Genomic DNA, 21,140 nt, shown 5'->3' on the forward strand with positions numbered 1-21,140 from the left:
TTTATTAATAACTATCAAAATGTTAATTGGCAGGAATAGTGCATGAGCTCCGCTAAAAGCAGTTCGCCCGCAATGAGTATCAACGGATTTACTGCTGTGCTTAACCGGCTGCGTGCTAATCCGAAAGTACCCTTATTAGTCGCCGCAGCCTTTGCTGTGGCTGTGGTTACAGCGTTAGTCTTATGGGCAAAAAGTCCCGATTATAGAGTGCTTTACAGCAATCTAAACGATCGTGACGGCGGGGAGATCGTCACCCAGCTAACGCAGATGAACATCCCTTATCGATTCAGCGATAACGGTGGGGCTTTGCTGATACCGGCGGAAAATGTTTATGAGACCCGGTTAAGACTGGCACAGTTAGGGCTGCCCAAGGGCGGCTCTGTAGGTTTTGAGCTGCTCGATCAAGAGAAGTTCGGCATCAGTCAGTTTAGCGAGCAGGTTAACTATCAGCGTGCTCTGGAAGGCGAGCTATCCCGAACGATGGAGACGCTTGGCCCTGTGCAGAAAGCGCGGGTTCATTTGGCGATCCCGAAACCTTCCTTGTTCGTGCGTGAACAAAAATCCCCTTCAGCCTCGGTGACGTTGAACTTGCAGCCGGGCAGGGCGCTGGACGAAGGGCAGATCAACGCCATTGTTTACATGGTGTCCAGCAGCGTCGCTGGCCTGCCGCCGGACAATGTCACCGTCGTCGACCAGAATGGCCGACTGCTGACGCAAACGGACGGTACAGGCCGTGACCTGAATGCGGCACAGCTGAAATATGCCAACGAAGTTGAAAACCGCTTCCAGCGTCGCATCGAAGCTATCCTGGCGCCGATTGTCGGCACCGGTAACGTTCACGCGCAGGTCACAGCCCAGATCGACTTCTCCAATCGTGAGCAGACCGATGAGCAGTACCAGCCGAACCAGGCTCCGAATCAGGCCGCGGTTCGTTCTCAGCAGTCTAGCCAGAGCGAACAGTTAGGCGGAAAGAACGTCGGCGGCGTGCCTGGCGCTTTATCGAATCAGCCTCCTGCGACGCCGACGGCGCCGATTGTCGCGCCAAACGCTGGCAATAATGCTAATGGCGCGCAGAACAACGCGAACGGCCAGCAGCAGGCGAATGCGAACGGTGCTAACAACGCGAACGGGGCGAATCAGGGCGGAGCGAACGGCGGAATACAGTCTTCCAACAACCGCCGCGACCAGACGATCAACTACGAGGTTGACCGCACCATTCGTCACACCAAGCAAAGCGCCGGTGCCGTACAGCGTCTTTCCGTTGCGGTCGTCGTTAACTACGCGCCTAACGCTGAAGGCAAGTCTGCTGCGTTGAACGAAGAGCAGATCAAACAGATTGAGTCGCTGACGCGCGAAGCCATGGGCTTCTCAACCGACCGCGGCGATACCATCAACGTGGTTAACGCGCCGTTTACGGAATCGAACGATGCTGCGAGCGAATTGCCCTTCTGGCAGAAGCAAGCCTTCTTCGATCTGCTGATAAGCGCAGGCAAATGGCTGCTTGTCCTGATTGTGGCCTGGATCTTGTGGCGCAAAATGGTACGTCCGCAGTTGCAGCTCAAGAAGAAAGAGCAGCAGGCGATGGCGGAAAGTGTGTCTGGCGGTCAGGATGGCGATGACGACGTTATCGTCAAGCTCAGCAAAGAAGAGCAAGACTTGCAGCGTAAATCGCAGCAGCGCGTCAATACCGAGCTGCAAAGCCAGCGTATTCGCGATATGGCCGAGAACGATCCTCGCGTCTGCGCTCTGGTTATTCGCCAATGGATGAGTACTGAACTATGAGTATGACTGGAACTGAAAAGAGCGCTATTTTGCTGATGACCATCGGCGAAGACCGCGCTGCTGAAGTCTTCACGCATCTTTCCACGCGTGAAGTTCAGCACCTGAGTGCCGCCATGGCGAACATGAAACAGGTGTCCAATCAGCAGCTGATGGAAGTGCTGAAAGAATTCGAAGTTTCCGCAGAGCAGTACGCGGCGCTGAGCGTCAACGCAGGCGATTACCTGCGTTCCGTTCTGGTTAAAGCGCTGGGCGAAGAGCGGGCGTCGACCTTGCTGGAAGATATTCTGGAAAGCAAAGAAACCTCTTCCGGGATGGAAACGCTCAACTTCATGGAGCCGCAGACTGCAGCTGACCTGATCAAAGATGAGCATCCGCAGATCATCGCGACCATCCTTATCCATCTTAAACGCGCGCAGTCCGCTGATATCCTGGCGCTGTTCGACGAACGCCTGCGTAATGACGTCATGCTGCGTATCGCGACCTTCGGCGGCGTACAGCCGGCGGCGTTGGCTGAGTTGACGGAAGTTCTGAACGGTCTGTTGGACGGCCAGAACCTGAAACGCAGCAAGATGGGGGGTATTCGTACTGCGGCTGAAATTATCAACTTGATGAAAACGCAGCAGGAAGAAGCGGTTATCGACGCCGTACGCGAGTTCGACGGCGAGCTGGCGCAGAAAATCATCGACGAAATGTTCCTGTTCGAAAACCTGGTCGAAGTGGACGATCGCAGTATTCAGCGTCTGTTGCAGGAAGTGGAGTCCGAGTCCCTGCTGATAGCCCTGAAGGGGGCGGAAGAGCCGCTGCGCGAGAAGTTCCTGCGCAACATGTCCCAGCGTGCCGCAGAAATCCTGCGCGACGACCTGGCGACGCGTGGACCGGTACGTATGTCTCAGGTCGAAAACGAGCAGAAAGCCATCCTGCTTATCGTTCGTCGTCTGGCGGACAGCGGCGAGATGATCATCGGTGGCGGCGAGGATGCGTATGTCTAATACCAATGACTTACCTTGGCGCCCCTGGACACTGACCGATCTGGCGGCACCACCGCCGTCGGCTCAGCAGGAAGAGGAGACGCCATCCCGTTCGGAGGAAGAAGACACTTCTCCCGTTGAGGCGTTGGAGTCACTGGAACTGCTGCGCGAAGAGATCCAGCTAAAAGCCAAAGATGCTGGCTACAGAGACGGTCAGCAGAAAGGCTACGATGAAGGTTACCAAGTCGGTTTGGCCGAAGGTCGTCAGCAGGGCGCGCAGGAAGAGAAACAGCAGCAAGAAAAGCTGACTGAGCAGATGCAGCAGATGGTGACCGAATTTCAGCAGACGCTCGATTCGCTGGACAGCGTGATCACTGCACGCCTGATGCAGATGGCGCTGACCGCAGCGAAGCAGGTGTTGGGTCAGGCGCCGGTATGCGACGGCACGGCCTTGCTCAATCAGATACAGCAGATGATTCAGCAAGAACCTTTATTTAGCGGTAAGCCTAATTTACGCGTACATCCGTCCGATATGGAAAGGGTAGAGAAACAGTTAGGTCCGACATTGGCGCAGCACGGCTGGCGTCTACTGGCGGACAACCAGCTCCATCCGGGCGGTTGTAAAGTCAGCGCTGAAGACGGCGACCTGGATGCCAGCATCGCGACGCGTTGGCACGAGCTGTGTCATATGGCTGCGCCGGGAGAGGTGTGATGACGAACCGACTCTCTCGCTGGCTGACGACGCTGGATGCGTTCGAGAAGAAGATCGCCACGACGCCCACCGTTCGTCGCTACGGGCGTTTGACTCGCGCGACGGGGCTGGTGCTTGAAGCCTCGGGTCTGCATTTGCCGCTGGGCGCGACCTGCTATGTAGAACGTGTTAACGGCGACAAGATCGAAGAAGTCGAAAGTGAAGTCGTTGGTTTTAACGGGCAAAGACTGTTTCTGATGCCGCTTGAGGAAGTTGAGGGCATCATCCCCGGCGCGCGCGTCTATGCTCGCGGCGGAGAAAAGCACGAAGGCAAAAAGCTTCCGCTGGGCCCCGAACTGCTCGGCAGGATCCTGGATGGCGCGGGTAAACCGCTGGATGGACTGCCGCCGCCGGAAACCGGATTCAAGGCGCCATTGATTACGCCGCCGGTTAACCCCTTGCAGAGAACGCCTATCGATCATGTGCTTGACGTCGGCGTCCGGGCGATCAACGCCTTGCTGACCGTCGGACGAGGGCAGCGTATGGGCCTGTTCGCCGGTTCCGGCGTGGGTAAAAGTGTGCTGCTGGGTATGATGGCCCGCTATACTGAAGCTGATGTCATCGTTGTGGGACTGATCGGGGAACGTGGCCGTGAGGTCAAAGACTTCATCGAGAATATTCTGGGTGCCGAAGGCCGTGCCAGAGCGGTTGTGATTGCCGCACCGGCTGATGTTTCCCCGCTGTTGCGTATGCAAGGGGCCGCTTACGCTACCCGCATCGCGGAAGATTTTCGCGATAAGGGACACCATGTTCTGCTGATCATGGATTCCTTAACGCGTTATGCGATGGCGCAGCGAGAAATCGCACTAGCCATCGGCGAACCACCGGCGACCAAGGGCTATCCACCTTCTGTGTTCGCCAAACTGCCTGCGCTGGTCGAACGTGCGGGTAACGGAATGCATGGCGGCGGTTCTATCACCGCGTTTTACACCGTATTGACGGAAGGCGACGATCAGCAAGACCCGATCGCCGACTCCGCCAGGGCCATTCTGGATGGGCATATTGTGCTGTCCCGACAGCTCGCTGAATCCGGTCATTACCCGGCAATTGATATCGAAGCGTCGATTAGCCGTGCGATGACTGCTTTGATCGACGAATCACATTACGCCAAAGTAAGGCAGTTTAAGCAGTTGTTATCCGTCTATCAGCGGAACAAAGATTTGATCAGCGTGGGTGCCTATGCATCGGGAACCGACCCCTTGCTGGATCAGGCCATTCAGATCTATCCGCAGATGGAAGCGTTTTTACAGCAGGGGATGTTCGAACGTTGCGACGAACAGCAGGCATTGCAGCAACTGAATGCGCTGTTCGGCATGTAGTGTCATGTAGTGTCATGTAGTGTATTCGATTACCAAGGCGAAGAGCTGTGCCCGGCAGGGCAGTGCCAGCAGGCCGCCGGTAACTGTACGTGATTGAGGTACTATGAAAACTGAAACTCCTCTCGACAAACTTCGCGAATTGGCTCAGCAGGAAGTGGACGATGCCGCTACTCTGCTGGGGCAGATCCGTCAGTCGCACGTACAGGCACAGCAGCAGCTAGATATGCTGCTCGGCTATGAAGATGACTACCGGGTACAGCTGCAACAAAGTATGGGCAGCGGTATCAATGCAGCGAATTGGTACAACTATCAGCAGTTTATCAAAACTCTTGAGTTGGCCATCGAACAACATCGCAAACAGCTGGCCGTATGGGCACAGCGCCTTGAGCAGGCCATGAAAACCTGGCAGGCCAAGCGCCAACGGCTGAATGCGTTTGAAACATTAAAAGAACGGGCGGCTCAGGAACTTTTGGTTCGTGAAAACCGTCGAGACCAGAAACTGATGGATGAATTTGCACAGCGCTCGTCATTGAGGAAACTGAATCCATGAATCTAACTACTGTTACTGCTCTTTCAGCGTCTGAGACGGCTCGAACTGATGCGAACTCGTCCAGCAGCAGCCAAGACAGTAATGCGTCACAGGCTAATAGCTTTACGGCGCTGTTTTCGTCACACCTGAATGAAGAGCAAAATCGGACACAGCAGAACGCGTCGAACGCTGCTTCTCAAAATACTCAGAACAATGAAACACAGCCGCAGCCGGTGAAACATCCCACGACTCAGTCGACGTCTAACACCGAAAACACGTCGGCCAAACAGGCCGATGGAAGTGAGGATGCGCAGTCGGCGGAAGCGGAAGTGGGCGACGAGTTGGCCACAACGGAGTCCTCCGTTCAGTCTTCGCTGAGCGCGCTGTTGAAGCAATCGCACGCAACACACGGCAAGTCTACGTCAGCGAACGCGGATGCCTCGACGACCGCGAAAACGGATGCTGCCGACACGAGCGATGACGCAGCGTTGACGCTGGGCGAGCAGGTAACGGCGGATACTGACATCTCCGCCGTGACGACCGATCAGGATGCCTCGTCGACGATTATGGCCATGCTGGGGGCAGGATTGGCTCCGCAGTTACAGAAAGTCACCGCTCAGCCGATAACCAGCCAGAGTGAAGGCGTAGCCGCTCTAAGTGTGGACGGACAAAATGCCTTGCAGACGCTGACCGACGATCAGCAGAGCACGTCCTTAACCTCGATGCTGAATGCCGTCGCTGATGATGCGACGACAGGGCAGGATGACGATGCGGCGCTGACCGATATTCTGGGTCGCGCTTCCGGTAAAACGGCGTCCAAAGGGAACGGGAAAGACGATTCGACCGACCTGAAAAATATTGTGGTAGATACGACTGCGACGTCGAACAAGGTGCAGTCTTCTGATATCACGGCTGCCGTGAGCAACGCGTTCAAGGTGACCCAAGAGCCGTCATCTGCCAACAACAGCAATTCTAGCGCCGCGACGGTGAATAGTGCCTTGGGCGCGCTGAACAGCACTCAGGCCAACACCACCGCCGCCGCGACGCCACAAACTGCGGTGCTGACATCCCGTTTGGGCAGCGATGAGTGGCAACAGGCGCTCAGCCAGCAGGTTGTGATGTTTACACGTAACAATCAGCAAAACGTTGAGCTGCGTCTGCACCCTCAGGAGCTTGGCGCAATTCAGGTCAGCATGAAGATGGATGATAACCAGGCTCAAATCCACCTTGCGTCCGCGCATGGTCAGGTTCGAGCTGCGTTGGAAGCTGCAATGCCGCAGCTGAGAACGGCGTTGTCTGAAAGCGGTATTACGCTAAACCAGAGTAGTGTGGGCAGCGAGACCTTCGGGGGCTCCGAATGGCAGCAGGGCCAACAGCAGAGCGCCGGCGGCGGTTCGTCTTCGTCTCAGTATTCGAGCAGCCTGGACAGCCACATGGACATCGTGGATGTGCCAGCTTCACTGCAGAGAATCGCGTCCTCTTCGAGCGGCGTTGATACCTTTGCGTGAGGCAAATCAGTAAGCTAGTGTGATTTTCCTCGTCTATTCATCCTATTGAACGGCGGAATAGACGGGATAATTACGGGGTATATGCAGCACAGAGCTGCATCAATGGCAATGAGTATAGGAATTATCTTAGTCTATGGCTGAAGAAAAATCACAGTCGGGACGCAAGCGTTCTGTCTTGTTAATACTGCTGATCGTTATCGCATTGGTAGCGACATGTGCTGCTGGCACGGGTTGGTGGTTCTTTTATCATAAAAACGCTGAGCCAACGGTGGCGAAAGAAGTGCCTCCCCCGGAACCTGTATTCATGCCATTGGATACATTTACTGTTAACTTGGTTAATCCGGATAACAATCCCGATCGTGTGTTGTACGTTGGGTTCACCCTGCGTTTGCCAGATGAAGAAACCAAGAGCCGCTTGACCCGCTATTTGCCGGAAGNGCGCAGCCGCTTGCTGCTGCTGCTTTCCCGACAGGATTCGGCCGCGTTGGCAAACGAACAAGGTAAGCAGAAGCTGATTGATGAAATTAAACAGGTTCTTAGCCCGCCGCTGGTTCAAGGGCAACCCAACCAGGTGGTCACGGATGTTCTGTTCACCGCTTTCATACTGCGATAAATATTATGAGTGACAGTATTCTTTCCCAGGCAGAAATTGACGCATTGCTCAACGGTGACAGTGACGACGGCGATAGCAAAGCTAAGTCGGCTTCTGGCCCCGAGAGCGATATCCGGCCTTATGATCCCAATACGCAACGTCGTGTTGTTCGTGAGCGCCTGCAGTCGTTAGAAATCATTAATGAGCGTTTTGCACGTCAGTTCCGCATGGGGCTGTTTAACCTGTTGCGTCGTAGCCCGGATATTACTGCCGGACCTATCAAAATTCAGCCGTATCATGATTTTGCGCGTAACCTGCCGGTGCCGACCAACCTCAATCTGGTTCATCTGAAGCCGCTGCGCGGCACCGCGCTGTTCGTGTTTTCTCCGAGCCTGGTTTTTATCGCGGTAGACAACTTGTTTGGCGGCGATGGCCGTTTTCCTACCAAGGTGGAAGGGCGAGAGTTCACCCATACCGAACAGCGCGTGGTGAAAAGAATGCTGCGCCTGGCGTTGGAAGCCTACGGGGATGCGTGGAACGCGATCTACAAATTGGACGTGGAATATGTACGCTCCGAGATGCAGGTCAAGTTTACCAACATCACGACGTCGCCTAACGATATTGTGGTCACCACGCCTTTCCATGTGGAAATCGGCAATCTGACCGGCGAATTTAATATTTGTATTCCTTTTGCCATGATCGAACCGCTGCGCGAACTGCTGGTGAATCCTCCGATGGAGAATTCCCGACAGGAAGATCAGAGCTGGAGGGACACCTTGGCTAAGCAGGTTCAGCATTCCGAGCTGGAACTGGTCGCCAACTTTACCGATGTGTCGCTGCGGTTGTCCAAAGTGCTGAAGCTACAGCCGGGCGACGTATTGCCTATAGAAAAACCTGACAGCATCATTGCCCATGTCGACGGTGTTCCGGTATTGACCGGTCAATACGGTACCTACAAAGGACAATATGCTCTTCGAGTCGAACAGTTAGTGAATCCAATTTTGACTTCTCTGAACAACGAGGGACAGCCCCATGAGTGACACCAAGAACCCGTCCGAAGAAAAAGAATCCGTGGACGATCTGTGGGCTGATGCATTTAATGAGCAGCAAGCCGCGGAAAAAGAAGAAAGCGGTAGCGAAGGCGTATTCAAGTCTCTGGAAGCCGATGCAGCGACTGGACTGTCTCAGGACATCGATCTGATTTTGGATATTCCGGTCAAGCTGACGGTTGAGCTGGGTCGTACCAAAATGACCATCAAAGAACTATTGCGCCTATCCCAAGGCTCGGTGGTTGCGCTGGACGGTCTGGCCGGCGAGCCGTTGGATATCTTGATCAATGGATATCTGATCGCGCAGGGCGAAGTGGTGGTGGTGGCCGATAAATACGGCGTACGTATCACTGATATCATTACTCCGTCTGAGCGTATGCGTCGCCTGAGCCGCTAACCTATGGCGCAAACTCAGGAGCAGACCTCCGCATCCGTTACGGTGCCGGCGCATAGCCAGGCACCGTCGCAAACTCCCGGCTCGGCGCTCACTCAGGTTAGCTCTGTGTTGGGAGGCATTCTCCTGTTTATCCTTCTGTTAGCCTGGCTCGCCAAAAAACTCGGCGTAACGCCTCAGGCCCGCAATAATCAGATGATGAAAGTCGTGTCGAGTTGTCCGGTCGGGCAGCGCGAAAAGGTGGTGATCGTTGAAGTCGACGACACCTGGTTGGTTCTTGGCGTCACCGCTCAGCAGGTAACTCCGCTTCATACCCTGCCAGCAAAAGCGATTGATGAGGCTAAAGCTTCCGCTCAAGCCAATCCTGCCGACTTTCGTAAACTCCTCAGTAAGGTCATGAATCGCTCGGAAAAGTCAGAATGAACAGGTTTTCATCTCGATGGGCGCAGCTGTTGCGGCGCGGTTTCTTTGCTGGCGTGATTGTATTTATCGCGCCGAACGCCTGGGCGCAACTGCCGGGCATCATCAGTCAGCCGATGGCCAACGGCGCGCAGAGCTGGTCCCTCCCGGTGCAGACGCTGGTTCTGCTGACGTCATTGACGTTTATCCCTGCCGTATTGCTGATGATGACCAGTTTTACCCGTATCATCATCGTGCTGAGTTTGTTAAGAAACGCCATGGGGACCGCCACGGCGCCGCCCAACCAGATTATCGTTGGACTGAGCCTGTTTTTGACCTTCTTCATTATGTCTCCGGTGATCACCAAGGTGTATCAGGACGCGTATCTGCCGTTCAGTCAGGATAAGATCTCCATGGAAGTGGCGATCGATCGTGGTTCTGCGCCGGTGCGTCAGTTTATGCTGCGCCAGACGCGTGAAACAGATTTGGCGCTATTTACCCGACTGGCGGATATTCCCCCGCTGGAAGGTCCGGAAGCCATCCCCATGCGGGTGTTGGTTCCTGCGTTTGTGACCAGCGAACTTAAAACGGCGTTTCAAATCGGTTTTACCGTCTTTATCCCTTTCCTGATCATTGACCTGGTGGTCGCCAGTGTGTTGATGGCGTTGGGGATGATGATGGTGCCGCCGGCGACGGTTTCTCTTCCGTTTAAGCTGATGCTGTTTGTCCTGGTTGATGGCTGGCAGCTGCTGCTAAGCTCATTAGTGCAGAGTTTTTACAGTTAACATTCAGCATTAGGATATTTTATGACTCCTGAGTCGGTCATGGCGTTGGGTAACGAAGCAATGAAGATCGCGCTGGCTTTGGCGGCGCCTCTCTTATTGGCGGCTCTCGTTACCGGGTTGATTGTGAGCATTTTGCAGGCGGCGACGCAGATTAACGAAATGACGCTCTCTTTTATTCCCAAAATTCTGGCCGTTTTCCTGACTATCATCATCGCCGGTCCCTGGATGCTCGGGTTGTTTCTAGACTACATGCGTACCTTGTTTAGCAATTTGCCTAACATGATTGGCTAATCATGATTAACCTGACCAGCGCCGATATCTATTACTGGCTTAATCAGTTCTTCTGGCCTTTTATACGCCTGATGGCGCTGATCTCCACAGCTCCCGTACTCAACGAAAAAGAAATCACCACCAAGGCCAAAATTGGTCTTGGACTGCTGGCGACGTTCTTGATTGGCCCGCATCTGACCATTACACCGGTTCCCATATTTTCTGCCGAAGGGCTTTGGCTGTTGGTCAAACAAATATTGATCGGCACGTGCATCGGTTTCACGATGCAGCTGGCATTCGCGACCTTTCGTATGGCTGGGGAAATCATTGGGTTACAGATGGGGCTGTCTTTCGCGACGTTCTTCGACCCGTCCGGCGGCCCGAACATGCCGGTGCTGGCGCGCTTTCTCAATCTGCTGGCTATGCTGCTGTTTCTGGCGTTTGATGGACACTTGTGGCTGATTTCCATGCTGGCCGATAGTTTTCATGTTATTCCGATCGATACAGCACCTATCGACACTAATGTCTTCTATTCTATTGCACGAGCAGGCAGCCTTATCTTTATTAATGGTTTGATGCTGGCGCTGCCGTTGGTGACGCTGTTGCTGGTCCTCAACCTCGCGCTAGGTCTGTTAAACCGAATGACGCCGCAGCTATCCGTATTTGTCATCGGTTTCCCTGTTACGCTGACGGTGGGGATAATGACCATTGGTACGCTGATGACGCTGATACCCCAATTCGCTGAGCATTTATTTGGCGAGTTCTTCGATATGATTGCGACGCTGGTGACAAACTTTAATCTTTAATGACAGACCAATGCGTTTTTTTAGCCGTTTGCAAACGAAAACCTGTCGATTTTATTACGCAATACTGAGTAATAAATAACCTTCTTACCGCGATTCAGTCGCTTTAGCTTGTTAAAATAGACGTTGTCTGCTGGTTTTTTTTATTTTAACTTGCTGAAAAGCATAGGTTTTAAAAATATTGGGTTTAATTACTAAAGATCATTAGGGCAACGCCGATATTTCTGTAGACGGTGGTTGACGCCGTGGGCGGAAAAGCCTGAACCCTAACGATTTAAGTCCTGACGGATATCTAAAAGGAAATCTCTTATGGCACAAGTAATTAACACCAACAGCATCTCGCTGGTTGCACAGAACAACCTGAACAAATCTCAGTCTTCTCTGAGCACCGCGATCGAACGTCTGTCCTCTGGTCTGAAAATCAACAGCGCTGCAGATAACGCCGCTGGTCAGGCTATCTCCAACCGTTTCACTTCCAGCATCAACGGTTTGACCCAGGCTTCCAGCAACGCAAGCGATGGTATCTCCCTGGCGCAGACGACTGAAGGCGCACTGGACGAAATCAACGACAACTTGCAGGCTATCCGTACTCTGACCGTACAGTCTCAGAACGGTACTAACTCTGCTTCCGACCTGCAGTCAATCCAGGACGAAATCACTCAGCGTCTGTCTGAAGTTGACCGTATCTCTCAGCAGACCGACTTCAACGGCGTTAAAGTACTGGATGGTAGCAAAACTTCCATCTCTATCCAGGTTGGTTCTCAGGATGGCCAGACCATCAGCATCAACCTGCAGAAAGTTAACACTGCTTCTCTGAACCTGACTGGCTTCAACGTTGACGGTCCTGCTTCCAGCGCAACGACTGCAGTTGCAAGCGGTTCTACTTACAACAGCATCACGCTGAGCGCAGACGCTTCTGTCTCTTTCTCTGGCACTTCCGCTCTGGACGCAACCGGTCTGGTTTCCGACTCTAACGGCAACTACTTCGTTAGCGGTACTCTGACTTCTGACGTTGACGGCGTTGGCGCTTCTGGCGACACTGCTTACTACAAACTGACTTCTAACGACATCTCCATCACTGACGATGGCGCGATGACCGTTACAGTTACTGCGTCTAACGACAACCTGACTGGTGTTGCGACGGAAAACCCGTTGACCACGCTGGATAAAGCGCTGTCCACCGTAGATGACATGCGTAGTAACCTGGGTGCGATTCAGAACCGTTTTGACTCCACCATCAACAACCTGACCAGCACGTCTACCAACCTGAGCGAAGCACAGTCTCGTATCCAGGATGCTGACTACGCTACAGAAGTTTCCAACATGAGCAAGGCTCAGATCCTGCAACAGGCTGGTACTTCAGTATTGGCGCAGGCGAACCAGGTTCCGCAGACCGTTCTGTCTCTGCTGCAGTAATCTGTTTCCTCTTCTGTCTAAAAAGCCCCGCCTCTGGCGGGGCTTTTTTTATGGAGGATATCGTCTGCGGCGCGAGCAATACCGGGATTAGCCGGTATAAAGAAGATGAATTCACGTCTTTGAGCTGGCATTCAGCGCCGTATTATTACTCTGGGGATGTCCCGGCCATCATGGGTACATCGCGCCAATTTAGAGTCAGCTCCGGTTACATCGAATGCATATAAGGGTTAGTCATGAACAAGTCCCCACTCGTCAGTATCATTATTCCAGCGAAGGAACCACGATACTTTGAGCTCGCACTGCTGAGTGCGACCCTTCAAGATTACGACAATGTAGAAATCATCGTGCACGATGCCAGCGCCGACACGCTTATCGAAAGCGCCGTCTATAAGGCGATAGATGCGTCTCGCCATACCATTCGTTATTTCCGTAGCAAGTCCGTCGACGTCTCTGAATACGATCTCTGCGCAGAAAGCCTCATACTCGCGGAAGGAAAATACATTAACTTCCTGAGTGATAGCGATGTACTGAGGGAAGATCATGTCCGACTACTGACCGCGGTATTGGAAGAAGACGATCGCGTGGTGTTCAGTTCGTCACGCCGTCGACGTATAGATGGAGAGGGGCAGATACTCAATGACATTGCTGAAACTGCATACCCATTTTCCGGCAACGTGCAGATTCGTGGACAGAGTGTCATTCATTATCTGACTCGGTATGCGACCAATTTCATTGGTGAACTGAGCTGTGTTTTGCTGCGGCAGGAAATGCTGTCTCCCAAGACGATGTTTACCCTCAACGGCGTCAAGCTGAACTATACGGCACCGCTCGCTTTCTACCTCTCACTGCTACGTGACGGCGACTTCGCTATGCTGTCCGAACCGCTGACCGACAGGCGCATTCCCGCGGAAAGGGCGGATGGTTCGATCAGCGGTCCGGAGTTCCAGGAGCAGGCGGTGTATTTTCGTGAGGTCCAGAATTCGATTTTTTTCTCGCCGGACGTCAAAAACCCCGAGCTGCTTGAGGTCGCTGACCTGGATCAAAAAGAGCATTTTTACCCCTTTGATCTCAAAGAAGGTATGAAAGCCGCCTTAGAGGGTAAACCAGAAGAGAACACTACGCCGGACTGGATCGCCAGTCGTTATCCGACGGCCAGTGAGTCGGTGCTGATTAAGGAGTATCTCGGTCAGCATCTGGAAGGCCGCGAATTCGGCATTCTCATCATGGATACCGAGGGCGACGCAGAGAAATTGAAGGCGACCGTCGAGAGTCTTGAGACCATCGAGTCGGACGGCGTCCTGCTTAAGCGCATCATCCTGACTTCTTCCTCGGAAATCGCGGCGCGCTTCCCCACCTGTACCGTGCGGGAAATCCGTCAGGAAATTCTCGTCAGGACTATCAATGACGTCGTGCGCGAACAGACTTTCGACTGGCTGATGTTGGTTCAGGCGGGTGAGATCTTTACCGCAGGCGGCCTGCTGATGACCAGTTTAGGGCTGGTTACCGCTCAGGGCTGCAGCGCGATTTACGGCGACGAGCTGCTATACGGTAAAGACGGGCAGCTGGGACTCTCTTGCCGTCCGGATTTCAACCTTGATTATCTGCTGAGCCTTCCCGCCGTCATGACGCGGCACTGGTTGTTCAACCGCGAGCTGTTCTTATCGCTGGGCGGCTTTGATACCAAGCATGCCAGCTGCATGGAGCTGGAGTACATCCTGCGGTTGATTGAACAGCAGGGGATGGGCTCTATCGGGCATCTGGCGGAATTCCTGACAATTTCAGACGAGTTGTCGATTTCTACCCATGAGGGGGAAATTGCTGTCCTCGAGCGCCATCTTCAGCGTCGAGGGTACAATGCCGGTAAAGCGGTGGCCACGTTGCCGGGACACTACCGGATGATTTACGGTCATCAGGAGTCTCCGCTGGTTTCGATCATCATCCCGACCAAAGATCAGCTCCCGGTGCTGGTGGCCTGCGTCACCAGCCTGCTTGAGAAAACACGCTACCCGAATTATGAACTGCTGATTGTGGATAACAATAGCGAAACGCCTGAAGCGAAAGCCTGGCTGGACGGGGTGGCGAAGGTCGATCCCAACCGTATCCGTGTCATTCGTTATCCTCATCCCTTTAACTACTCGGCGATTAACAACATGGCCGCCGAGCAGGCGCGCGGCGACTATCTGCTGCTGCTCAACAACGATACGGCCGTCGTGCAGCCGGATTGGCTGGATAACATGCTAAACCACGCGCTGCGTCCTGAAGTGGGGATCGTCGGGGCTAAGCTGGTTTATCCGGATGGGCGTATTCAGCATGGCGGCGTCATTCTTGGACTACGCGGACCGGCGGAACATCCGTTTAACGGCGACCCGATGGACGATCCCGGCTATATGCAGCGCCTGAAAGTGGATCAGAACTACAGCGTCGTCACCGCGGCCTGTCTGATGATTAGAAAGTCCGTCTACCAGCAGGTCAATGGGTTGGATGAAGAGGCTTTCAAGGTTTCCTACAACGATGTGGATCTGTGCCTGAAAGTGCGTGAAGCGGGGTATCTCACCGTATGGACGCCATTTGCCACGGTGATGCATGAAGGCAGCGTGAGTCAGAAAAAGGTGGATACCGCTGCGCAGGAGGCGAAAAGAAAACGCTTCCAGGGCGAACAGATGGCCATGTACGAGAAGTGGTTGCCGGTCATCGCCCGCGACCCCGCCTACAATATCAATCTGTCTTTGAATGGTCGCGGGTTCGAAGTCGAGCCGGACGCCGGCCTGATTTGGCGCCCGTTGACCTGGCGACCATTGCCGGTGGTGATGGCGCATATGTCTGACCAAACCGGCTGCGGGCACTACCGTATTATCAAGCCGTTTAATGCGCTGAAAGACGCCAATATGATTGATGGCAAACTCTCCAACGTCTATCTGAACACCCCGACGTTAGCGCGCTATGAACCCGAGGTCCTGGTACTGCAAAAACAGGTGTCGGCGTATTTTCATGACTGGATTGAAAGAATCAGCAAGCTTAGCAATACCTTCAAGGTCTATGAGCTGGATGACTATCTTCCCAATATTCCGCTGAAAAGCGTGCACCGAGCCGGTCTCCCCAAAGATGCGCTGAAAGCGATGCGTAAGAGCCTGGGATTCATGGATCGCTTTGTGGTGTCGACGCAGCCGATGGCGGAGGCGTTCGCTGGCCTTCATGACCGTATTCACGTGGTCGAAAACCGTCTGCCGGTGGAATGGTGGTCTAATCTCAGCGCTCTGCGGCGTCAGGGTAAGAAACCCCGCATTGGGTGGGGGGGCGGTAGCAGCCATACCGGCGATCTCGAGCTCATTACCGATATCGTGCGAGATTTGGCGGACGACGTGGAGTGGGTGTTCTTCGGGATGTGTCCTGAGAAATTGCGCCCTTATATCCATGAATTCCACAAAGGGGTAGATATCGATATTTACCCGCAAAAACTGGCCTCTCTGAACCTGGATTTGGCGCTGGCGCCGTTGGAAGAAAATATCTTCAACCGCTGTAAGAGTAATTTGCGTTTGTTGGAATACGGCGCTTGTGGCTATCCGGTGATTTGTACGGATATCGAACCTTATCGGTGCGATCTGCCGGTCACGCGCGTCCGGAACCGCTATAAAGACTGGATGGATGCGATTCGGATGCATCTGGCCGACCTCGATGCGACTGCGCGAATGGGCGACGAATTGCGCGAGGCGGTTTACCGCGACTGGATGTTAAGCGGAGACAATTTACTGCTGTGGCAGAAGGCCTGGTTGCCGGATTGATGTGACATTCTCCGGGGAAGGCGATGGTCGCTGACCCCGGCTGTTTCTTTTGGGCTTATTGAGCAGAGAAATATGATTAACGGAAAAACAATTGGGGTAGGAATAATAACGCATAATCGTCCAGATGAGTTAATCAAGCTCTATCGTTCCTTGCCTCTGGATATTCTGGATGAAATCGTGATTGTTAACGATGGTCGTCTTTTCTCCGAGTTTCATGAGATCACGCATACGCTGATCAATAACCCCGAAAATCTGGGGGTAGGGAAAAGTAAAAACATTGCCTTGCGCTATTTACATGAACGCAATGTCGACCATTTTTTCTTAATTGAAGATGATGTCTTTATCAAAAATAAATCGGTATTCGAGCGATATATCCAGGCGTCAAAGATCAGTGGCATTCAACATTTCATGTTCAGTCAGGCGACACCCGCCTGTCTCGATGACGTCGTCAAACCAAAAATGAACGCGGATTATGCTGGCGGACGTATCCAGCTTTACCAGACGTGTGACGGCGCATTCGTTTACTACTCGAAGGCGTGCATTGACCGTGTGGGATATATGGACGAAACCTATTACAACGCCTTGGAGCATGTGGATCATACGTTAGCGATAATTAACGCGGGCATGCATCCACCATTTTGGTATTTCGCTGACATTGATAACTCAAAAGAATTTATCGGCTTTGACCACAAGGACTTTGAGCATTCGACGATTTTCTCTCAGGAAAATTACACGAAGAATCAAAAAGCGGCCCTTAACTATTTTCGTGATAAACATGGTGTGCGCGTGAAGGATGTCCCGGACTTAGGTCCAACGGAAACGTTAAAAATATTGAAAGATATTAAGCGGCGGCACGCCAAGCCCGTGCTGTTTCAAACTAAAACGCGTCAGACCAGACGGTAGTGGCTGGTTACCGATCCCTCCGTCAGTTTATCGAGAACAGCCGAATTCGTTTCCGCGCTCGGAATAAAATGGGGGAGGGGTTTTTGGCGTGATGGTTTTCGAGGTAAACGATTTTTAATTAAGAAAATCATTTTTAAAAGCGTAAAGACATATTTAATTACAGAGGTTAAAATACGCCGCCAAAAATCTGGATTTCGGACATTCATGTTGTCCCAGTCATTGCGGAGTATGATTCTTTATCTTTTTTATTTTCAATAAGGTGGCCTCAGTCAGATTGTGGCGCAAAACTTCCTTACCTTTCTTGTATATCTTAAATAGCATGCTTTTTTCACGCCTATTCATTCGATTGTCTACACTATACGAACGCATAATAGTACCGATAACTTTATTATCTAGGTGTTTGTCACTGTGAGTGAGCTGTATACCGCTGAAGGAACCATGGACAAAAATTCCTTATGGAAGCGCTATATACCGTTAGTGCGCCATGAGGCTCTCCGTTTGCAGGTGCGTTTGCCCGCAAGCGTGGAACTTGACGACCTTCTTCAGGCCGGCGGCATCGGGCTGCTCAGCGCAGTGGAGCGCTACGACTCCTTGCAAGGGACGGCGTTCACCACATACGCCGTTCAGCGCATACGAGGCGCGATGCTGGATGAGTTACGAAGCCGCGACTGGGCTCCTCGCAGCGTGCGTCGTAACGCCCGGGAAGTTGCTCATGCCATGCAACAGGCCGAGCAACAGCTGGGAAGAGCGCCTACGGAACAAGAAGTCGCGCAAATTCTTGATATCTCCCTTGAGGACTATCGTCAGATCCTGCTCGATACCAACAACAGCCAGCTCTTTTCTTACGACGAATGGCGTGAGGAACATGGCGACAGCGCCGAAGCATTGCTGGAAGGCAACGAAGATGCTAATCCATTGCAACAACTTATGGATGTCAACCTCCGTCAGCGTGTGATGGACGCCATCGATAACCTTCCAGAACGCGAAAAACTCGTCTTGACCCTCTACTATCAGGAAGAGCTCAATTTAAAAGAGATCGGTGCGGTTCTGGAGGTTGGGGAGTCACGGGTGAGTCAATTACATAGCCAAGCGATTAAGCGCCTGCGCGTTAAATTAATGAATGAAAGTTAATTTGGAAGCGTAGGCAAGTCGCTATCCCTTTTTACTGTCATGGAATGGATTCATGTCTCAGTCAGCCAGGAAGAAACTGCTTCTTAGTCGTTATTTAAAAGATTTTAAACACAAACAAAGTCACTGTTCCAACTGCGGTAAATCGCTTGACCGCGTCTCATTGGTTTACCAATCCAAGCCCCTCAATAAAAAAGCGCTTGAATATCTGGACCGGAAGATAGATGACGATACCTGGGAATCTATGCAGGAGGAGTTAATACCTCTGTGCCGATTCTGCAGCGAAGTCTTCTGCAAGCCGCCAGCGCATTACTTCAATATCAAATCATTTACCCGCTATCTTATCGACCAAACGGAAGTGCAATACAGCACGATGCGAGAATATGTCATTCGTCTGCGTAGATTGGATGAATTACTTATTACCCGTCATTATCCTTCCGAGCGTCTTGCTGAAAACGAAAGTATTCAGCAGCAAATTTGCAGCGATATACCCAATCTGGAACAAAATACCTACCGCAGCGCGTTGCGTAAATACGATCAGTTTTTGGACTGGGAGAAAAATTTTTCCAGGGAAACCGCGTTGATGTTGTAAACCGGGAGACTTCAACTATACGTTTATAATATGACGGTGTGAAAAGTCTTGTCAGCAGGGAAAGAATATTGCACTGTCATATTGCTGACATCCTTTCGCCGTATTTTTTTAGCAAGGATTTTAGTCTGTCAATTATTATTCTTGTGAATAGTTGTTGTCACAGTAAGGAGTGAGAATGGTGAAGTCCTTAAAGGGACGAAATAGTTCGAAGCTTCATCGTGATTTACCGCACAACTGCTGCGGCGGGTATTCTACCCTCATCGTTCTCTCTCAACATTTCTATCCCAAATCATCAATCTCCTATCTCCGCTCAAGAATTATCCATTTATATCGAAAGCCGACTGCATTGACGCTCGGTGGTTTAACCGCGCCTGCAGGCGGCTTTTCCCCTCTTGTGTTGTCGAGTGGCTTAATAAGGAAGCCAAACCTCATTTGTACATGCAACGCCGCAGAAACGCATTCATGCGGTATGTGAAACAAACTGTAAGGTGGCACTATGGGAAGACAAAAAGCAGTGATCAAAGCACGCCGTGAAGCGAAACGCGTTATCAGACGTGAAGCCCGCAATCATCGTCAGCGTGAAGAAGATTCGGTCACTTCTCTGGTTCAGTTGGGGGGCATTGAGTCCATCGGGATGGCGCGAGAAAATCGTGACACCTCCATGATTGAAGCCCGCACTGAAGCCCAGGAACAATACTTGTCTGCAATAGACGACAAACAGTTAATCTTTGCCACCGGAGAAGCCGGTTGTGGTAAGACGTTTTTGAGTGCCGCCAAAGCGGCGGAAGCGCTGATTCATAAAGAGATTGAGCGGATTATCGTGACTCGCCCGGTTTTGCAGGCAGATGAAGATCTTGGTTTTTTACCTGGTGATATCTCTGAAAAGTTTGCACCTTATTTCCGCCCGGTCTACGACATTTTGCAGCGACGTTTGGGCGCTTCCTTCCTGCAGTACTGCCTGCGCCCAGAGATTGCGAAGGTCGAGATTGCTCCTTTCGCCTACATGCGTGGGCGAACGTTTGAAAATGCCGTCGTCATTCTGGATGAAGCACAGAATGTCACGGTAAATCAGATGAAGATGTTCCTGACGCGGTTGGGGGAGAATGTCACCGTTATTGTTAATGGCGACATCACCCAATGCGACTTGCCTTCAGGCGTAAGGTCGGGTCTGCGCGACGCGCTGGAACGGTTCACGGAAGATGAAATGGTGGGCGTGATCTCGTTTAACAAACACGATTGTGTCCGTTCAGAACTGTGTCAGCGCACCTTACTGGCTTACGCCTGATTCAAACGCTGCCAGCGCACGTTTACTGTTTAAAGCCCCGGACCTGTGTTCGGGGCTTTTTCTTTAAATATGGCGGNGAGGGGGGGATTCACTGCGGCGCTGCACGCCTTGCCCTTCGGGTGGCCTGACGGCCATGCAAAACGGCGATGCCGTTTTGTCGAACCCTGACGAGGGCTCTCACCCTCCCTCAAGGGGATCTCTGCATACAAAAAAGCCTGAACTTTCGCTCAGGCTTTCGTATGGAATATGGCGGTGAGGGAGGGATTCACTGCGGCGCTGCGCGCCTTGCCCTTCGGGTGGCCTAACGGCCATGCAAAACGGCGATGCCGTTTTGTCGAACCCTGGCGAGGGTTCTCACCCTCCCTCTAGGGGATCTCTGCATACAAAAAAGCCTGAACTTTCGCTCAGGCTTTCTTATGGAATATGGCGGTGAGGGAGGGATTCACAGCGGCGCTGCGCGCCTTGCCCTTCGGGTGGCCTGACGGCCATGCAAAACGGCGTTGCCGTTTTGTCGAACCCTGACGAGGGTTCTCACCCTCCCTCAAGGGGATCTCTGCATACAAAAAAGCCTGAACTTTCGCTCAGGCTTTCTTATGGAATATGGCGGTGAGGGAGGGATTCGAACCCTCGATACGTTTTCACGTATACACACTTTCCAGGCGTGCTCCTTCAGCCTCTCGGACACCTCACCGTATTGCCGCGCTCGGCAGCAACGGGGCGCTACTATAGGGAGTCGGCCTATCACGGTCAAGCAGTATTTAGTGGTTTTTAAACATCTGGTTAAGCATTGTGCGTTTGGTCGGTGACTTCCTTCCAATAGAGGGTTTTTGTTCGTTACGGAAGAGGGTGAAAGGGGCTTGTTCGCGCGGGCGACGTGATTCGTGACGC

Annotated in this window: 19 protein-coding genes, 1 tRNA gene and 3 other RNA genes; 19 read left to right on the forward strand and 4 right to left on the reverse strand. The window is 52.6% G+C overall.

Annotated features, from left to right (window positions below; all coding sequences use genetic code 11):
- Positions 1-42: 42 nt before the first annotated feature.
- The 19 genes from fliF to phoH all read left to right on the forward strand — a co-directional run bounded on the left by fliF (position 43) and on the right by phoH (position 20,252).
- Positions 43-1,782 (forward strand): flagellar basal-body MS-ring/collar protein FliF, encoded by a 1,740-nt coding sequence (gene fliF, locus SB13_RS14780; protein WP_072000263.1) that lies wholly within the window; start codon positions 43-45, stop codon positions 1,780-1,782.
- Positions 1,779-2,771 (forward strand): flagellar motor switch protein FliG, encoded by a 993-nt coding sequence (gene fliG / locus SB13_RS14785; RefSeq protein ID WP_026741098.1) that lies wholly within the window; start codon positions 1,779-1,781, stop codon positions 2,769-2,771. Before fliF ends, fliG begins: the two co-directional genes overlap by 4 nt.
- Positions 2,764-3,462, forward strand: coding sequence for a flagellar assembly protein FliH (gene fliH / locus SB13_RS14790; protein WP_026741099.1), 699 nt, complete (start codon positions 2,764-2,766; stop codon positions 3,460-3,462). Before fliG ends, fliH begins: the two co-directional genes overlap by 8 nt.
- Positions 3,462-4,820 (forward strand): flagellar protein export ATPase FliI, encoded by a 1,359-nt coding sequence (gene fliI / locus SB13_RS14795; protein WP_026741100.1) that lies wholly within the window; start codon positions 3,462-3,464, stop codon positions 4,818-4,820. The genes fliH and fliI overlap by 1 nt, the downstream gene beginning before the upstream one ends.
- 103 nt (positions 4,821-4,923) lie before the next feature.
- Positions 4,924-5,370, forward strand: a complete 447-nt coding sequence (fliJ, locus tag SB13_RS14800) for a flagellar export protein FliJ (RefSeq protein WP_026741101.1) — start codon at positions 4,924-4,926, stop codon at positions 5,368-5,370.
- A complete protein-coding gene (locus SB13_RS18055) occupies positions 5,367-6,857 on the forward strand; it encodes a flagellar hook-length control protein FliK (RefSeq protein ID WP_051616342.1) in 1,491 nt (496 codons plus the stop codon). Before fliJ ends, SB13_RS18055 begins: the two co-directional genes overlap by 4 nt.
- Positions 6,858-6,990: 133 nt before the next feature.
- Complete coding sequence (fliL, locus tag SB13_RS14810) at positions 6,991-7,470, forward strand: flagellar basal body-associated protein FliL (RefSeq protein WP_026741102.1); 480 nt, start codon at positions 6,991-6,993, stop codon at positions 7,468-7,470.
- A gap of 5 nt (positions 7,471-7,475) precedes the next feature.
- Positions 7,476-8,489, forward strand: coding sequence for a flagellar motor switch protein FliM (gene fliM, locus SB13_RS14815; RefSeq protein WP_026741103.1), 1,014 nt, complete (start codon positions 7,476-7,478; stop codon positions 8,487-8,489).
- Positions 8,482-8,895, forward strand: a complete 414-nt coding sequence (gene fliN, locus SB13_RS14820; protein ID WP_026741104.1) for a flagellar motor switch protein FliN — start codon at positions 8,482-8,484, stop codon at positions 8,893-8,895. Before fliM ends, fliN begins: the two co-directional genes overlap by 8 nt.
- Before the next feature lie 3 nt (positions 8,896-8,898).
- Positions 8,899-9,315: a flagellar biosynthetic protein FliO gene (gene fliO / locus SB13_RS14825; protein ID WP_026741105.1), complete on the forward strand. Its 417-nt coding sequence runs from the start codon at positions 8,899-8,901 to the stop codon at positions 9,313-9,315.
- Entirely contained in the window at positions 9,312-10,076 is a 765-nt protein-coding gene (fliP, locus tag SB13_RS14830) for a flagellar type III secretion system pore protein FliP (RefSeq protein ID WP_026741106.1), read from the forward strand. Before fliO ends, fliP begins: the two co-directional genes overlap by 4 nt.
- A 21-nt stretch (positions 10,077-10,097) precedes the next feature.
- Positions 10,098-10,367 (forward strand): flagellar biosynthesis protein FliQ, encoded by a 270-nt coding sequence (gene fliQ, locus SB13_RS14835; RefSeq protein WP_026741107.1) that lies wholly within the window; start codon positions 10,098-10,100, stop codon positions 10,365-10,367.
- Positions 10,368-10,369: 2 nt separating this feature from the next.
- A complete protein-coding gene (fliR, locus tag SB13_RS14840) occupies positions 10,370-11,152 on the forward strand; it encodes a flagellar biosynthetic protein FliR (RefSeq protein WP_026741108.1) in 783 nt (260 codons plus the stop codon).
- Positions 11,153-11,458: 306 nt separating this feature from the next.
- Positions 11,459-12,565 (forward strand): FliC/FljB family flagellin, encoded by a 1,107-nt coding sequence (locus SB13_RS14845; RefSeq protein WP_026741109.1) that lies wholly within the window; start codon positions 11,459-11,461, stop codon positions 12,563-12,565.
- A gap of 233 nt (positions 12,566-12,798) precedes the next feature.
- A complete protein-coding gene (locus SB13_RS14850; protein WP_026741110.1) occupies positions 12,799-16,344 on the forward strand; it encodes a glycosyltransferase in 3,546 nt (1,181 codons plus the stop codon).
- Between the two features lie 72 nt (positions 16,345-16,416).
- Positions 16,417-17,247, forward strand: a complete 831-nt coding sequence (locus SB13_RS14855; RefSeq protein ID WP_051616344.1) for a glycosyltransferase family 2 protein — start codon at positions 16,417-16,419, stop codon at positions 17,245-17,247.
- A 408-nt stretch (positions 17,248-17,655) separates the two neighbouring features.
- Complete coding sequence (locus SB13_RS14860) at positions 17,656-18,378, forward strand: RNA polymerase sigma factor FliA (protein WP_026741111.1); 723 nt, start codon at positions 17,656-17,658, stop codon at positions 18,376-18,378.
- A 52-nt stretch (positions 18,379-18,430) separates the two neighbouring features.
- On the forward strand, positions 18,431-18,967 hold the full coding sequence (gene fliZ, locus SB13_RS14865; RefSeq protein WP_026741112.1) for a flagella biosynthesis regulatory protein FliZ: 537 nt from the start codon (positions 18,431-18,433) through the stop codon (positions 18,965-18,967).
- 496 nt (positions 18,968-19,463) lie between these two features.
- Complete coding sequence (gene phoH / locus SB13_RS14870) at positions 19,464-20,252, forward strand: phosphate starvation-inducible protein PhoH (protein WP_026741113.1); 789 nt, start codon at positions 19,464-19,466, stop codon at positions 20,250-20,252.
- 70 nt (positions 20,253-20,322) lie between these two features.
- On the opposite strand, the gene SB13_RS18220 is transcribed toward phoH, so the two are convergent.
- From SB13_RS18220 to SB13_RS14875, 4 genes are all read right to left on the reverse strand, one after another.
- Positions 20,323-20,453, reverse strand: a non-coding RNA gene (locus SB13_RS18220) — RtT sRNA.
- Positions 20,454-20,499: 46 nt separating this feature from the next.
- A non-coding RNA gene (locus tag SB13_RS17445) (RtT sRNA) lies at positions 20,500-20,630 on the reverse strand.
- Positions 20,631-20,676: 46 nt separating this feature from the next.
- Positions 20,677-20,807, reverse strand: a non-coding RNA gene (locus tag SB13_RS17450) — RtT sRNA.
- Positions 20,808-20,853: 46 nt separating this feature from the next.
- Positions 20,854-20,943: transfer RNA gene (locus SB13_RS14875), tRNA-Ser, on the reverse strand.
- Positions 20,944-21,140 lie beyond the last annotated feature (197 nt).

Origin of the sequence: Lonsdalea quercina subsp. quercina, assembly GCF_000688695.1 — a bacterium.
Lineage (GTDB): Bacteria > Pseudomonadota > Gammaproteobacteria > Enterobacterales > Enterobacteriaceae > Lonsdalea > Lonsdalea quercina_D.